General features: G+C 72.1%; 9 protein-coding genes and 1 riboswitch. Of the genes, 6 read left to right on the forward strand and 3 right to left on the reverse strand.

The window, feature by feature from the left end; all coding sequences use genetic code 11:
- Positions 1–24: 24 nt before the first annotated feature.
- On the reverse strand, positions 25–963 hold the full coding sequence (locus tag V4Y04_RS27660) for a sucrase ferredoxin (RefSeq protein ID WP_332431054.1): 939 nt from the start codon (positions 961–963) through the stop codon (positions 25–27).
- Between the two features lie 341 nt (positions 964–1,304).
- Between V4Y04_RS27660 and V4Y04_RS27665 the strand changes: the two genes are divergently transcribed.
- The gene (locus V4Y04_RS27665) at positions 1,305–2,393 is read left to right on the forward strand and encodes a CobW family GTP-binding protein (RefSeq protein ID WP_332431055.1); all 1,089 of its coding nucleotides are present in this window, start codon (positions 1,305–1,307) and stop codon (positions 2,391–2,393) included.
- 334 nt (positions 2,394–2,727) lie between these two features.
- On the opposite strand, the gene V4Y04_RS27670 is transcribed toward V4Y04_RS27665, so the two are convergent.
- The gene (locus tag V4Y04_RS27670) at positions 2,728–5,184 is read right to left on the reverse strand and encodes a DNA gyrase/topoisomerase IV subunit A (protein WP_332431056.1); all 2,457 of its coding nucleotides are present in this window, start codon (positions 5,182–5,184) and stop codon (positions 2,728–2,730) included.
- 416 nt (positions 5,185–5,600) lie between these two features.
- On the opposite strand from V4Y04_RS27670, the gene V4Y04_RS27675 reads away from it, so the two are divergent.
- The 4 genes from V4Y04_RS27675 to V4Y04_RS27690 all read left to right on the forward strand — a co-directional run bounded on the left by V4Y04_RS27675 (position 5,601) and on the right by V4Y04_RS27690 (position 10,589).
- Positions 5,601–6,995, forward strand: coding sequence for a M16 family metallopeptidase (locus tag V4Y04_RS27675; RefSeq protein WP_332431057.1), 1,395 nt, complete (start codon positions 5,601–5,603; stop codon positions 6,993–6,995).
- Positions 6,992–8,380, forward strand: a complete 1,389-nt coding sequence (locus V4Y04_RS27680) for a M16 family metallopeptidase (protein WP_332431058.1) — start codon at positions 6,992–6,994, stop codon at positions 8,378–8,380. Before V4Y04_RS27675 ends, V4Y04_RS27680 begins: the two co-directional genes overlap by 4 nt.
- Positions 8,381–8,640: 260 nt before the next feature.
- Positions 8,641–8,802: riboswitch (cyclic di-AMP (ydaO/yuaA leader) on the forward strand.
- Positions 8,803–8,815: 13 nt separating this feature from the next.
- Entirely contained in the window at positions 8,816–9,589 is a 774-nt protein-coding gene (locus tag V4Y04_RS27685) for a M23 family metallopeptidase (protein WP_332431059.1), read from the forward strand.
- A 277-nt stretch (positions 9,590–9,866) separates the two neighbouring features.
- Positions 9,867–10,589 carry a GntR family transcriptional regulator gene (locus tag V4Y04_RS27690; RefSeq protein WP_332431060.1) on the forward strand — a complete coding sequence of 241 codons (723 nt, stop codon included), beginning with the start codon at positions 9,867–9,869 and terminating at the stop codon, positions 10,587–10,589.
- 224 nt (positions 10,590–10,813) lie between these two features.
- On the opposite strand, the gene V4Y04_RS27695 is transcribed toward V4Y04_RS27690, so the two are convergent.
- Positions 10,814–11,095, reverse strand: coding sequence for an HPr family phosphocarrier protein (locus V4Y04_RS27695; protein WP_042172977.1), 282 nt, complete (start codon positions 11,093–11,095; stop codon positions 10,814–10,816).
- Between the two features lie 199 nt (positions 11,096–11,294).
- Here V4Y04_RS27695 and V4Y04_RS27700 point away from each other — a divergent pair, with 199 nt between their 5' ends.
- Positions 11,295–14,276 (forward strand): bifunctional acetate--CoA ligase family protein/GNAT family N-acetyltransferase, encoded by a 2,982-nt coding sequence (locus V4Y04_RS27700; RefSeq protein ID WP_332431061.1) that lies wholly within the window; start codon positions 11,295–11,297, stop codon positions 14,274–14,276.
- The last annotated feature ends 84 nt before the right edge of the window (positions 14,277–14,360 follow it).

The following is a 14,360-nucleotide window of genomic DNA, read 5'->3' on the forward strand; positions in this document are numbered from 1 at the left end:
CCGCGAGGGAGCGCGCGCGGCCGGTCAGCTCGCGAGCGCCGCCATGCTCACCTCGCGGATCGCCACCACGTCCATCCGCGCGGGCGAGCCCAGTACCGACCCGCAGCTTTCCGCGCGGGGCGGCAGGGACGACCCCTGGGCCACCTCCACGCGCCAGCGGCGCCCGTCGGCGTGCGCGACGAGCACCTCCCAGTGCGGGGCCGTGCCGTCCGTCCGTACGACGGTCAGCGTCTCGGCGGCGTACTCGCCCACCGCGGTCCGCACGGCCAGCTCGGCCGCCTGGCCGGGGCGCTCCCAGGCGGAGCTCCCACGGCACCCCTCCACGACGATCCGGCCCTCCCGCGCGCCGTGCAGCGCCTCCTTGACGGTGTGCGCCTCGGCCCTGCCGTACGCGTAGCCGTGGGGCAGCACGAGCACCGTGGGCGAGAAGCGGTGTCCGCCCAGGTGGGTGACCTCCCAGACGCTTTCGACGCCGGAGGCGGCGAGCTCGGCCGCCAGGGGCCGGCCGAGGAGTGCGCAGCAACGGTCGCGCTTGCCGTTGGTGCAGACGAGGGCGAGCGGGTCGCCCTCGTGCGGCCGCCCGCCGAGCGCCGTGGCGAAGGTGCCGCTGTGTCCCCTGCCGAGGGCCGCGAAATCGAGGCCGAGCAGATGCTCCGGGTCCGTGGTGGTGGCGGCGTGCAGCCACGTACTGCCGGGCACGGTGTGGGCCACGTACACCCGGCGGGCGGCGGACGTCCGGTGGTCCGCGTGGCGTCCGGGGCGCCTGATCAGGGCGATACGCACGCCGGTACCCGACGCGGCGGCCTCCAGGGCGCGGCCCAGCGCCGGGTCGAGGTGGCTCGACGTGAGCGCCTTGGGACCCCACGGACCGGGCTGTTCCAGCAGGAGCCAGGTCCTCGCGGTGGCCGCTGTTCCCGCGACGGGCTCGTCGAGCTCGCGGGAGGCGGTTGAGCACGTACTCACAGAGGTGAGCCTAACCTGAGTTGCTCCTGAGTGCCGAGCGGCGCCACCTCGGTGCAATCTTCCACAAACCGCCCAAGTGTTCCTGGTCGTCGGTTCTCCGATCACGTGTGTTCCGGAGAGTGATGTGAATGCGCGCAAGCGTCGAGGCTGTGAGGTGTGAGGTGTGAGGCGGTCACGTCGTGGCGAGTTGGTGCCTTGGCCGACGTCTGCCTCGCACATGCTGCTGACGAGCGTTCACTTCGCCACCGTTCTCACCGCTCGTATCCTGGGGAGTCAGTCAACTCCCGGACGCACGCCGAGGCGCGAGCCGGGGTACGCGTAGGAGCGAGAGGGGTCGCGCGGTGGAGCGGAACAGCGGTCGGCAGATTCCGGTCGTGGTCCTGGCCGGATTTCTCGGAGCCGGGAAGACCACCCTGCTCAACCACCTTCTCCATCACAGCGGCGGCAGCCGTATCGGCGCCGTCGTCAACGACTTCGGTGCCATCGAGATCGACGCCATGGCCGTGGCCGGAGCGCTCGGCGACTCGACCGTCTCGCTCGGCAACGGATGCCTGTGCTGTGCCGTCGACGGCAGCGAACTCGACGTATATCTCGAGCGGCTTGCGCGGCCGTCCGCCGGGATCGACGTCATCGTCATCGAGGCCAGCGGTCTTGCCGAGCCCCAGGAACTCGTGCGGATGGTGCTCGCCAGTGAGCACCCCGGGATCGTGTACGGCGGGCTCGTCGAGGTCGTGGACGCCGCCGAGTTCGAGGAGACCCGGGCCAGGCATCCCGGGATCGACCGGCACCTCGGCCTCGCCGATCTGGTCGTGGTGAACAAGCTCGACCGGGCGGCGGACGCGGACGGTCTGCTCGATGTCGTGCGGTCGCTCGTCGAGCGCGCCGCCGTCGTTCCCGCCACGCACGGCCGTGTCGATCCGGAGCTCCTCTTCGACCGCAGGCCGGCCGAGGAGCGCTTCGGGCAGCTCTCCTTCGACGACCTGCACCGGCACGGCCCCGGCGCCGACGAGCACGCCGGCCATCTGCACGCCCGGTACGACAGCCTGTCCTTCGCCTCCGCCGTGCCGCTCGATCCGCGACGGCTGATCCGTTTCCTCGACAGCCGCCCGGAAGGGCTGTACCGGATCAAGGGATACATCGACTTCGGCCCTTACGACACCGGGAACCGGTACGCCGTGCATGCCGTCGGACGGTTCCTGCGGTTCTACCCGGAGCCCTGGCCGGCCGGTGCGGAGCGGCTCACGCAGCTGGTGCTCATCGGGACCGGCATCGACAGCGCCGCCCTCCGCGAGGAGCTGGAGGAGACCTGCGGCAGCGACGCCCCCGACGCCCCACACACCGACGAGCAGGGCATGTGGGGCGTGCTGCGGTACGTACCGGAGACCGAGGAGCCGCAGCACCAGGAGGCCCCGCAGGCCCAGTGGGCCTAGTTCTTTCGTCAGGCCGGGCCAGGCCCGAGCCCGGACCCAGCCAGGCCGGGTGCCGGGGCCCGCGAGTCCGGCATGATGCCGGGCGAGAGGCCTAGAGCGGGTTTTGAACGTCCCGCCTGCCCCGCGGCGTCCGGCACGCACTCCTCCAAGCTCTTCGAGCAGGGGGACCCCCAGCCGCGTTGTCGGGATCGCCCGTGTACGCCCGGTACGCGGGCGGCCCTCCGCCGTGCGATCGCACGCTCCCCCAAGCTCTCGGCTCCGCTCGAGCAGGGGGACCCCCATGACGCCGCGGGGCCCGCCCTCCGGGCGGCCGGCGCTACGTTCGACACACGCCCTAGACCCGCCCCGCCACCACCGCCACCGTCTTCGGCAGCGGCACTCCCGAGCCGTCGCGGCGCGGGTCGGGCTCCGGCAGGTCGACCGGCGTCCCGTTCTTCTGGGAGGCGCGGGCCGGGGTGGGGCCGGCCCAGGCCAGGGACAGGCAGTCCTCGCCCTTGAGGAACCGCTGGCAGCGCACCCCGCCGGTGGCCCGGCCCTTGCGCGGGAACTGGTCGAACGGGGTCACCTTGGCCGTCGTCTGGACGGAGTCGTCCAGCGTGCCGCGCGAGCCCGCGACCGTGAACACCACCGCGTCCGCCCCCGGATCGACCGCCGTGAAGGTGATGACCTTCGCGCCCTCGGCGAGCTTGACGCCCGCCACGCCGCCGGCGGGACGCCCCTGCGGGCGGACCTGCGAGGCCTGATAGCGCAGCAGTTGTGCGTCGTCGGTGATGAAGACCAGGTCCTCCTCACCCGTGCGCAGCTCGACGGCGCCGACGATCCGGTCGCCGTCCCTGAGGGCGATGACCTCCAGCTCCTCCTTGTTGGAGGGGTAGTCGGGAACCACCCGTTTGACGACGCCCTGTTCCGTGCCGAGCGCGAGGCCCGGCGACGACTCGTCGAACGTCGTCAGGCAGATCACCCGCTCGCCGTCCTCCAGGGAGACGAACTCCGAAATCGGCGCTCCGCCCGAGAGGTTCGGAGTCGGCATCGACTCCGGCAGTTGCGGGAGGTCGACGACGTTCACCCGCAGCAGACGTCCCGTCGAGGTGACCACGCCCACCTCGCCCCGGGCGGTGGCCGGCACCGCCGAGACGATCATGTCGTGCTTGACCCGCTTGGCGTGCGCGCCCTTGGGGAACGGTTTCGCGTCCGCCGTACGGGCGAACAGGCCCGTGTCGGACAGCAGCACCCGGCACGGGTCGTCCGCCACCTGGAGCGGCACGGCGGCGACCGGCGTGGCGGACCCGTCCAGCAGGACCGTACGGCGGTCGTCACCGAACTTCTTGGCCACCGCGGCCAGTTCGGACGAGACCAGCTTGCGCAGCTCCGCGTCCGAATCCAGGATGCGGGTCAGCTCCTCGATCTCCGTGTTCAGCCGCTCCTGCTCCGCCTCCAGTTCGATGCGGTCGAACCTGGTGAGGCGGCGCAGGGGGGTGTCCAGGATGTACTGGGTCTGGATCTCGCTCAGCGAGAACTGATCCATCAGACGCTGCTTCGCCTGCGCGGAGTTGTCGCTGGAGCGGATCAGACGGATGACCTCGTCGATGTCCAGCAGCGCCGTGAGCAGGCCCTCGACCAGGTGCAGACGGTCGCGCCGCTTGCCGCGGCGGAACTCCGAGCGGCGGCGGACCACAGTGAAGCGGTGGTCGAGATAGACCTCCAGCAGCTCCTTGAGGCCCAGGGTGAGCGGCTGGCCGTCCACCAGGGCCACGTTGTTGATACCGAAGGACTCCTCCATGGGAGTCAGCTTGTACAACTGCTCCAGGACCGCCTCCGGCACGAAGCCGTTCTTGATCTCGACGACCAGACGCAGACCGTGGGCACGGTCGGTGAGGTCTTTGACGTCGGCGATGCCCAGGAGCTTCTTCGAACCGACCAGGTCTTTGATCTTGGCGATCACCTTCTCCGGGCCCACCGAGAACGGCAGCTCGGTGATGACCAGGCCCTTGCGGCGGGCGGTCACCTCCTCCACGGCGACCGTCGCGCGGATCTTGAAGGTTCCGCGGCCCTTCTCGTACGCGTCCCTGATGCCCGGGAGGCCGACGATCCTGCCGCCGGTGGGCAGGTCGGGGCCCGGGACGTGCTTCATCAGGGCGTCGAGGTCCGCGTTGGGATACCGGATCAGGTGGCGGGCGGCCGCGATCACCTCGCGGAGGTTGTGCGGCGGCATGTTGGTGGCCATGCCGACCGCGATGCCCGACGCGCCGTTCACCAGGAGGTTCGGGAACGCGGCGGGCAGGGTCGTCGGTTCCTGCTCCTGGCCGTCGTAGTTGGGTGCGAAGTCGACCGTGTCCTCGTCGATGGACTCGGTCATCAGGCTCGTGGCCTCGGTCATCCGGCTCTCGGTGTACCGCATGGCCGCCGGTGGGTCGTCGTTGCCCAGGGAGCCGAAGTTGCCGTGGCCGTCGACCAGGGGGACCCGCATCGAGAAGGGCTGCGCCATACGCACCAGGGCGTCGTAGATCGACGTGTCGCCATGGGGATGCAGCTTGCCCATGACCTCGCCGACCACGCGCGCGCACTTCACATAGCCGCGGTCGGGGCGCAGGCCCATCTCGTTCATCTGGTAGACGATGCGGCGGTGCACCGGCTTCATGCCGTCGCGCGCGTCCGGCAGGGCGCGGGAGTAGATGACCGAGTACGCGTACTCGAGGAAGGAGCCCTGCATCTCGTCGACGACGTCGATGTCGAGAATCCGCTCCTCGTACGAGTCGTCGGGCGGCGGGGTCTTCGTGCTGCGGCGGGCCATCGCTGCCGGCTCCTTGCTGAAGCGTGGGACGGTATCTGACGCGGACCATTGTGGACCGCCGCACCGACAACCGGGACCATGACCCCCGCCGCTGCCCTCCGTCGGGAGCCGGAGCGGGGTGCCGGCAGAGTACGCGCACCTTCCGCCGGCGCCGCGAGCGGGGCGCCTCGGGAGGCCGGCGCGTGTCGGCACCGGGTGCGCACCCGGTGCGCCCCGTGATCCCGTACGTACCGAGGCCCCGTACGCCCCACGAACCCCGTGCGTACCGCGCGGTCCCACTCGTACCCGCGGTTCTCGCTCTCGGCGTACCCGGTCCCCTCCGGGAACTTCGCCGGTCCTCGGCACGCTTGCATACAGTGGCAGGACCGGCACAAACGGCGGATGCGACGACCGCCTCCGCGATCGAAGGGACGTACATGCCCATGGGTCACACGGCCACCGCCCAGGCAGGCTCCGGCGGCCTGACAGCGACCGAGCACCGGCTGTCCAACGGCCTGCGCGTGGTGCTCTCCGAGGACCACCTGACCCCCGTCGCGGCGGTGTGCCTCTGGTACGACGTCGGTTCGCGTCACGAAGTCAAGGGCCGTACCGGCCTGGCTCACCTTTTCGAGCACCTCATGTTCCAGGGGTCCGGCCAGGTGAAGGGCAACGGCCACTTCGAACTGGTCCAGGGCGCCGGCGGCTCGCTCAACGGCACCACCAGCTTCGAGCGGACCAACTACTTCGAGACCATGCCGACCCATCAGCTGGAACTCGCCCTCTGGCTCGAGGCCGACCGCATGGGCTCCCTGCTGGCCGCCCTGGACGAGGAGTCCATGGAGAACCAGCGGGACGTCGTCAAGAACGAGCGCCGCCAGCGCTACGACAACGTCCCCTACGGCACGGCCTTCGAGAAGCTGACCGCCCTCTCCTACCCGGCCGGCCACCCTTACCACCACACGCCCATCGGCTCGATGGCGGACCTGGACGCGGCCACCCTGGAGGACGCCCGCGCCTTCTTCCGCACGTACTACGCGCCGAACAACGCCGTGCTCTCCGTCGTCGGTGACATCGACCCGGAGCAGACGCTCGCCTGGATCGAGAAGTACTTCGGCTCCATCCCGTCCCACGACGGCAAGCCCGAGCCCCGCGACGGCTCGCTGCCCGAGATCATCGGCGAGGAGCTGCGTGAGCTCGTCGAGGAGGAGGTCCCCGCGCGTGCGCTGATGGCCGCCTACCGGCTGCCCGAGGACGGCACGCGCGCGAGCGACGCGGCGGACCTGGCGCTCACCGTCCTCGGCGGCGGCGAGTCCTCGCGGCTCTACAACCGGCTGGTACGACGGGACCGTACGGCCGTGGCGGCCGGATTCGGCCTGCTGCGGCTGTCCGGGGCGCCCTCCCTGGGCTGGCTGGACGTGAAGACGTCCGGTGACGTGGAGGTGCCCGTCATCGAGGCCGCGATCGACGAGGAGCTCGCCCGGTTCGCCGAGGAGGGCCCCACGGCCGAGGAGATGGAGCGCGCCCAGGCGCAGCTGGAGCGCGAGTGGCTGGACCGGCTCAGCACCGTCGCCGGCCGGGCCGACGAGCTGTGCCGGTACGCCGTCCTGTTCGGCGACCCGCAACTCGCCCTCACCGCCGTCGGGCGCGTCCTCGACGTGACCGCCGAGGACGTCCGGGAGGTCGCCAAGGCCCGCCTGCGTCCCGACAACCGCGCGGTGCTCGTCTACGAGCCCGTTGCCACCGGGGCCGGGGAGTCCGAAGAAGCCGCAGCCGCCGGCACCGAAGAAGCCGCGGCCGCCGGCACCGACGAGAACGAGGAGACGGCCAAGTGACCGAGCTCGCCACGATGGACTTCCACCCCCAGCCGCAGGCGGGCGAGGCTCGGCCCTGGGCCTTCCCGGCCCCCGAGCGCACGGCCCTCGACAACGGCCTGACGGTGCTGCGCTGCCACCGCCCCGGCCAGCAGATCGTCGCCGTCGAGGTGCTGCTGGACGCGCCCCTGGAGGCCGAGCCGGCCGGGCTCGACGGTGTCGCCACGATCACCGCGCGGGCGTTCTCCGAGGGCACCGACAATCACTCCGCCGAGGAGTTCGCCGCCGAACTGGAGCGCTGCGGCGCCACCCTGGACGCCTACGCCGACCACCCCGGCATCCGGCTGAGCCTCGAGGTGCCGGCCTCACGGCTCACCAAGGCGCTCGGGTTGCTCGCCGACGCCCTCAGGGCGCCCGCGTTCGCCGACAGCGAGATCGAGCGCCTCGTCCGCAACCGCCTCGACGAGATCCCGCACGAGCTGGCCAACCCGTCCCGCCGCGCCGCCAAGGAACTCTTCAAGGAGCTGTTCCCGGCGACGTCGCGCATGTCCCGCCCGCGCCAGGGCACCGAGGAGACGGTCGCCGGCATCGAAGCGGCGGCTGTCCGCGCCTTCTACGAGAAGCACGTCCGCCCCGCGACCGCCACCGCGGTGGTCGTCGGCGACCTCACCGGCACCGACCTGGACGAGCTGCTCGGCGACACCCTCGGCGCCTGGACCGGATCGACTGCCCGGCCCCGGCCCGTCCCGCCGGTCACCGCCGACGACGCCGGCCGGGTCGTGATCGTGGACCGCCCCGGCGCCGTGCAGACGCAGCTGTTGATCGGCCGCGTCGGAGCGGACCGGCACGACCGCGTGTGGGCCGCGCAGGTGCTCGGCACTTACTGCCTCGGCGGCACCCTCACCTCCCGTCTGGACCGTGTCCTGCGCGAGGAGAAGGGCTACACCTACGGCGTACGGTCGTTCGGCCAGGTCCTGCGGTCCGCCCCGGACGGCACCGGCGCGTCGCTGCTCGCCATCAGCGGCTCCGTCGACACCCCGAACACCGGACCCGCCCTGCAGGACCTGTGGACGGTGCTGCGCACCCTCGCCGCGGAGGGCCTCACCGACGCCGAACGGGACGTCGCCGTGCAGAACCTGGTGGGGGTGGCGCCGCTCAAGTACGAGACCGCCGCGGCCGTCGCCGGCACCCTGGCCGACCAGGTGGAGCAGCACCTGCCCGACGACTACCAGGCCGAGCTGTACCGGCGGCTCGCCGCCACAGGCACCGTGGAGGCGACCGCTGCGGTGGTGAACGCCTTCCCCGTGGCCCGCCTCGTGATCGTTCTGGTCGGTGACGCGGCGAAGATCAAGGAGCCCGTCGAGGCGCTCGGCATCGGCGAAGTCACCGTCGTGGCCGCCGAATAGATCCCCCGTCAGCGGCCGGGACGCCGCTGACAGGCAGTCCGCGGAGCCTCGTGGACGCCCGATGGAGCGTACGCGCGTGTATGTGTGGCCCTGGTGACGCGAAAGTCACCAGGGCCCGCTTATGCCCGAATTGGGGCGAGAGGTGCCTGTCTGTCCTGTGGGATGCGCTACAAAAACCGCGATCCGTTTGGGAATTGACGGACGCCCCGCTTAGCTTCATGCGGTCTGTTCGTCGGGCAGTGCGCCGCACCAGCGGCACCGGACAGTCATCGCCGAGTCCCCGTACGGCGCGAGCCAGGGGAGCCGGGGACCCACCAGTCCCTGGGGTGAATCGGACGCCCGCGCGTGTCGCGAGGGGGCCCGTAGGAGACCTTCCTGCTCCGAACCCGTCAGCTAACCCGGTAGGCGAGAAGGAAGGAAAGGACCACCCTGTACATGGCGTTCACCCGCGCCACCGGGAAGCACCGTCGTCCCAGCCGCGTGCATCGCGGCACCGCCAAGGCGGCGGGCGTCGCGGCCCTCACCACCACCGGTGTCATCGGCTCCCTCGCGGCTCCGGCGCTCGCCGCCGAACCCGCCGCGGAGCAGACCGGCCTCACCCCCGTGATCACCCTGGATGACGAGGCGGCCGCCCAGGTCGACGCCCAGGCGGCCGCCCAGCACGAGGCCGCTCGCGAGGCGGCCCAGGCCGCCGCCCGCGAAGCCGCCGAGGAAGCCGCGCGGGAGAGGGCGGCCGAAGAGGCCGAGAGGGCCCGTGAAGCCGAGGAGCGCGCCGCGCGGGAGGCCGAGCGCAAGCGTCTCAACACCTTCGTGTCCCCGATCGCGGGCTCCTACGTCTCGACCGGTTACCTGTCCGGCGGCGCCGTCTGGTCCTCCGGCACCCACACGGGTGTCGACTTCCACGCCGCGAGCGGCACCCCCGTGCTCTCGGTCGGCATGGGCACCGTGGTCGAGGCCGGCTGGGGCGGCGCCTACGGCAACCATGTCGTGATCAAGATGCACGACGGCACGTACACCCAGTACGGCCACCTGTCGTCCGTCGGTGTCTCGGTGGGCCAACAGGTCACCCCGGGGCAGCAGATCGGCGTCTCCGGCGCCACCGGCAACGTCACCGGCGCGCATCTGCACTTCGAGGCCCGCACCACCGCCGATTACGGCTCCGACGTCGACCCCGTCGCGTACCTCCGCGCGCACGGCGCGAACCTCTGACCGGGCACGTACCCCCTGGCCTCCGTGCGCGCCTCGGCGGCCGCTCGAGCCCCTGACGCCGGAGGTGTCCGCGGAAAGCGGACACCCGAGGTTTTCTATGGAACGGCCCCGGCCCGCTCTGCGAGCCGGGGTTTTCGGGCTTTCCGGCGGGCGGCCCATTGTCCAAAGAACGGGCATGATTCCCGGCTCGCCATCGGAAATTCCCGCTCGTTGCAATAGAGTCACGGGGCAGGTGTCACCGGTTGGCGTTATGCGGGGATCAATTCGGAGGTCGGTCATGCGTATTCCGGCGCACTCGGTGTGCACGGCGATCCGGGACGACATCGTCTCGGGTGTCTACGAGCGTGGCGGCCGGCTCATCGAGGAACTCCTCGCCCGCCGCTACGGCGTCTCGCGCGTCCCCGTCCGGGAGGCCCTGCGCACCCTGGAGGCCGAGGGCTTCGTGGTGACCCGGCGGCACGTGGGCGCGTGCGTCGCGGAACCCACCGAGCAGGAGGCCGCCGACCTGCTGGAGATGCGACTGCTGCTGGAGCCGCTCGGAGCCTCCCGCGCCGCACAGCGCCGCACCGAGGCCCACCTGAAGGTGCTGCGAGGCCTGGTCCGGCTGGGCCAGGAGCGGGCCCGTCAGGGTCACAGCGACGACCTGCGCTCCCTGGGCGGCTGGTTCCACGAGACGCTCGCCCAGGCGTCCGGCAGCCCGGCGCTGACGTCGACGCTGATCCGGCTCCGGCGCAGGATCGGCTGGATGTACGAGGTGCGGGGGACGAGGGATCCCGTGGCGTGCTGGTCGGAGCACGGCGCGGTCGTGGACGCCGTGGTGCGCGGGGACGGCGAGCGCGCGCGTGTGGTCATGGCGCTGCACACCGAGCGCGCCGCCGCCGCCCACCGCCTGCGCTTCACCGCGGGGGCCGGCGCGGTCGACCGCGCGGACCGGGCGGACCGGGCGGAGAGTGTGAGGAACGCGCAACATCCCGTAAACACACCGAGCCTGCGCTCTTAACAAGGGTGCCTTATACAAAAGAGAGCGCGACTGCAAGGCATTTCCTGTTGCGCGCGAAATGGGAAAGAGAAAGGCCCGCCCGGTGATTTGGGCAGGCCTTTCAGTGGTGTGATTCGGTGTCTGTGTCTGTGTCTGTGAAGCACAGATCACCGCAACCATCAATTGAGTGACCCGGACGGCGCGCAACCGGTTCCGCGAGAGCGGCGCCGGTCCAGGCGCGGAATTCAGACGGTCTCGGGGAGTTCCTCGAGGCCCTCGGAGACCAGCTTCGCCAGCCGGTCCAGGGCGGCGTCGGCCCCCTCGGCGTCGGAGGCGAGGACGATCTCCTCGCCGCCCTGGGCGCCCAGGCCCAGGACGGCCAGCATGGAGGCCGCGTTGACGGGATTGCCGCCGGCCTTGGCGATCGTCACCGGGACGCCTGTGGCCGTGGCGGATCGGACGAAGATGGATGCGGGGCGGGCGTGGAGGCCCTCGGCCCAGCCGACGTTGACGCGGCGCTCAGCCATGTGTTGCTGCCCTTCGGAGTTCAAGTTGTCTAGACCAGTTTTCCATATCGTGAGGCAAGCCGGTGAGCGGCCCGGAAGCGGTACCGGGAGCGGCGCCCGCTGACGGTCCCCGGCGGCACCGGACCGCGGCCTCGGTCCGGTGCGCGCCCCCACGGACTGCCTCGCGCCATCACCGTACGCGAGCCGTACTCTGGGGCCCATGCAGACCTCCTCGGACCGGCATGAGTATCCCGCCCACTGGGAGGCCGACGTGGTGCTGCGCGACGGCGGCACCGCGCGCGTACGCCCCATCACCGTGGACGACGCCGAGCGCCTGGTCAGCTTCTACGAGCAGGTGTCGGACGAGTCGAAGTACTACCGCTTCTTCGCGCCCTACCCCCGCCTGTCCGCCAAGGACGTGCACCGCTTCACGCACCACGACTTCGTGGACCGGGTGGGACTCGCGGCCACCGTGGGCGGTGAGTTCATCGCCACCGTACGCTACGACCGGATCGGCCCCGGGGGAACGCCGGCGTCGGCACCGGCCGACGAGGCCGAGGTCGCCTTCCTCGTGCAGGACGCCCACCAGGGCCGGGGCATCGCATCCGCCCTGCTCGAGCACATCGCCGCCGTCGCCCGGGAGCGCGGCATCCGCCGGTTCGCCGCCGAGGTGCTGCCGGCCAACAGCAAGATGATCAAGGTGTTCACGGACGCCGGGTACACCCAGAAGCGCAGCTTCGAGGACGGCGTCGTCCGCCTCGAGTTCGGCCTCGAACCCACCGACCGTTCCCTGGCCGTGCAGCAGGCGCGCGAGCAGCGCGCCGAGGCGCGCTCGGTGCAGCGGCTGCTCGCCCCGGGTTCGGTCGCCGTCATAGGCGCCGGCCGCGCGCCCGGCGGCGTGGGCCGCAATCTCCTCGACAACATCCGGGACGCCGGATTCACCGGCCGTCTGTACGCCGTGAACAAGGCCCTCGCGCCGGAGCGGAAGGAACTCGACGGAGCCGCCGGGGTGCCCGCCCACCGCTCGGTGCGGGACATCGACGGCCCGGTCGACCTCGCCGTCGTCGCGGTGCCCGCCGACGACGTCCCCGAAGCGGTGGCCGAATGCGGCGAACACGGGGTGCAGGGCGTCGTCGTCGTGTCCGCCGGGTACGCCGAAGCGGGCCCCGACGGCCGAGAGCGCCAGCGCGCCCTCGTCCGCCAGGCCCGCTCCTACGGCATGCGGCTCATCGGACCGAACGCGTTCGGCGTCATCAACACCTCCCCGGACGTACGCCTGAACGCCTCGCTCGCGCCGCGGATGCCGCGGCCCGGCCGTATCGGCCTGTTCGCCCAGTCCGGAGCCATCGGCATCGCCCTGCTGTCGCGGCTGCACCGGCGCGGTGGGGGAGTCACCGGTGTCACGGGCGTGTCCACCTTCGTGTCCTCCGGCAACCGGGCCGACGTCTCCGGCAACGACGTCATGCAGTACTGGTACGACGACCCGGACACCGATGTCGCCCTGATGTACCTGGAGTCCATCGGCAACCCCCGCAAGTTCACCCGCCTCGCCCGCCGCACCGCGGCGGTGAAGCCCCTGGTCGTGGTCCAGGGCGCCCGTCACGGCTCCGGACCCCGCGGGCACGCCGTGCGTGCGACGCGCCTGCCCCACGCCACGGTCTCCGCGCTGCTGCGGCAGGCCGGGGTGCTCCGGGTGGACACCATCACGGAACTGGTCGACGCGGGCCTGCTGCTCGCCCGCCAGCCGCTGCCGTCCGGGCCCCGGGTGGCGATCCTGGGCAACTCCGAGTCCCTGGGGCTGCTCACCTACGACGCCTGCCTCGCCGAGGGGCTGCGCCCGCACCGCCCGCTGGACCTCACCACCGGGGCGTCGGCGGCGGACTTCCACGCGGCGCTGTCCCGGGCCCTGGCCGACGACACCTGCGACGCCGTGGTGGTGACCGCGATTCCGGCACTGGGGGAGCCGCCCACCGACGACGCGGCGCTCGCCGGGGCGCTGCGCTCGGCCGCCGCCGCGACCCCCTCCAAGCCGGTCCTGGTCGTCCACGTGGAACTCGGCGGCCTGGCCGAGGCTTTGTCGGCGGCGGCCGGCACGGCCCCGCGGCCGGCCCCGGAAGCCCCGGCCCGCCCGGAAGCGCAAACCCAGCCGGAAGGACAGGCCCAGCCGGAAGTGCAGGCCCTCCGGGAATCCCTGGCCCGCCCGGAAGGACAGGCCGCGCACCCCGTCCCGCCCGACGACGAGCGCCCGGCCGTCACCACGACGCCGGTCACCGCATCGACGCGGGTCACTCCGCAGGGCCCGGTCACCCCGCCCGCCCCCGAGAGCCTCCCCGCGGACGCCCACCTCATCCCCGCCTACCCCGCCGCCGAACGCGCGGTCCGGGCCCTCGCCCACTCCGTCACCTATGCCCAGTGGCGACGGGACGCCGCCGACCCCGGCAAGGTGCCCGCGTACGAGGACATCGACGAGCGGAGCGCCGCCGCCCTCATCGACGCGCGGCTCACGCGCGGGGAGAGCCTCACCCTCGGCGCCGAGGAGACCCGCGCGCTGCTCGGCGCCTACGGTATCCACGTCCACCGCGCCCTCCCCGCTCCCACCGCCGACGCCGCCGTCGAGGCCGCCCGCACCCTCGGCCGGCCCGTGGCCCTCAAGGTGACCGCCCCGCACCTCAGGCACCGGGCCGACCTGGGCGGGGTACGGCTGGACCTGGCGGACGAGGAACAACTGCGCCGGGCCTACGCCGAGCTGACGGACCAGCTCGGCACGCCCGAGGAGTTGCGCCCCGTCGTGCAGCGGATGGCGCCGCGCGGTGTCGACACCATCGTCCGCGCGGTGATCGATCCCGCCGCCGGGGCCGCGCTCTCCTTCGGGCTCGCGGGTGCCCCGTCGCAGCTGCTCGGGGACATGGCGCACCGGCTGATCCCGGTCACCGACCGGGAGGCGGCCTCTCTGGTGAGGTCGATCCGGACCGCGCCCCTGCTGTTCGGCTGGCGCGGCTCGACCCCCGTCGACACCCCTGCTCTGGAGGAACTGCTGCTGCGGGTGTCGCGACTGGTCGACGACCATCCCGAGGTCGTCGCGGTGAGTCTGGAGCCGGTCGTCGTCGCCACTCACGGGGTGAGCGTCCTCAGCGCCTCCGTACGCCTGGCCCCGCCCCCCGTCCGTGACGATCTCGGTCCCCGGACCCTCCCGGCGTACTGAGAGCGGTGTGAGCTCCTGAGGGTTCCGCCCCGGCGGACGGTCGTGTGTTTGACGGTGCGTCGAGCGGGCTACTCGTGCCCCCGG

It is taken from the genome of Streptomyces sp. P9-A2 (genome assembly GCF_036634175.1).
Classification (GTDB): Bacteria; Actinomycetota; Actinomycetes; order Streptomycetales; family Streptomycetaceae; genus Streptomyces; species Streptomyces pratens.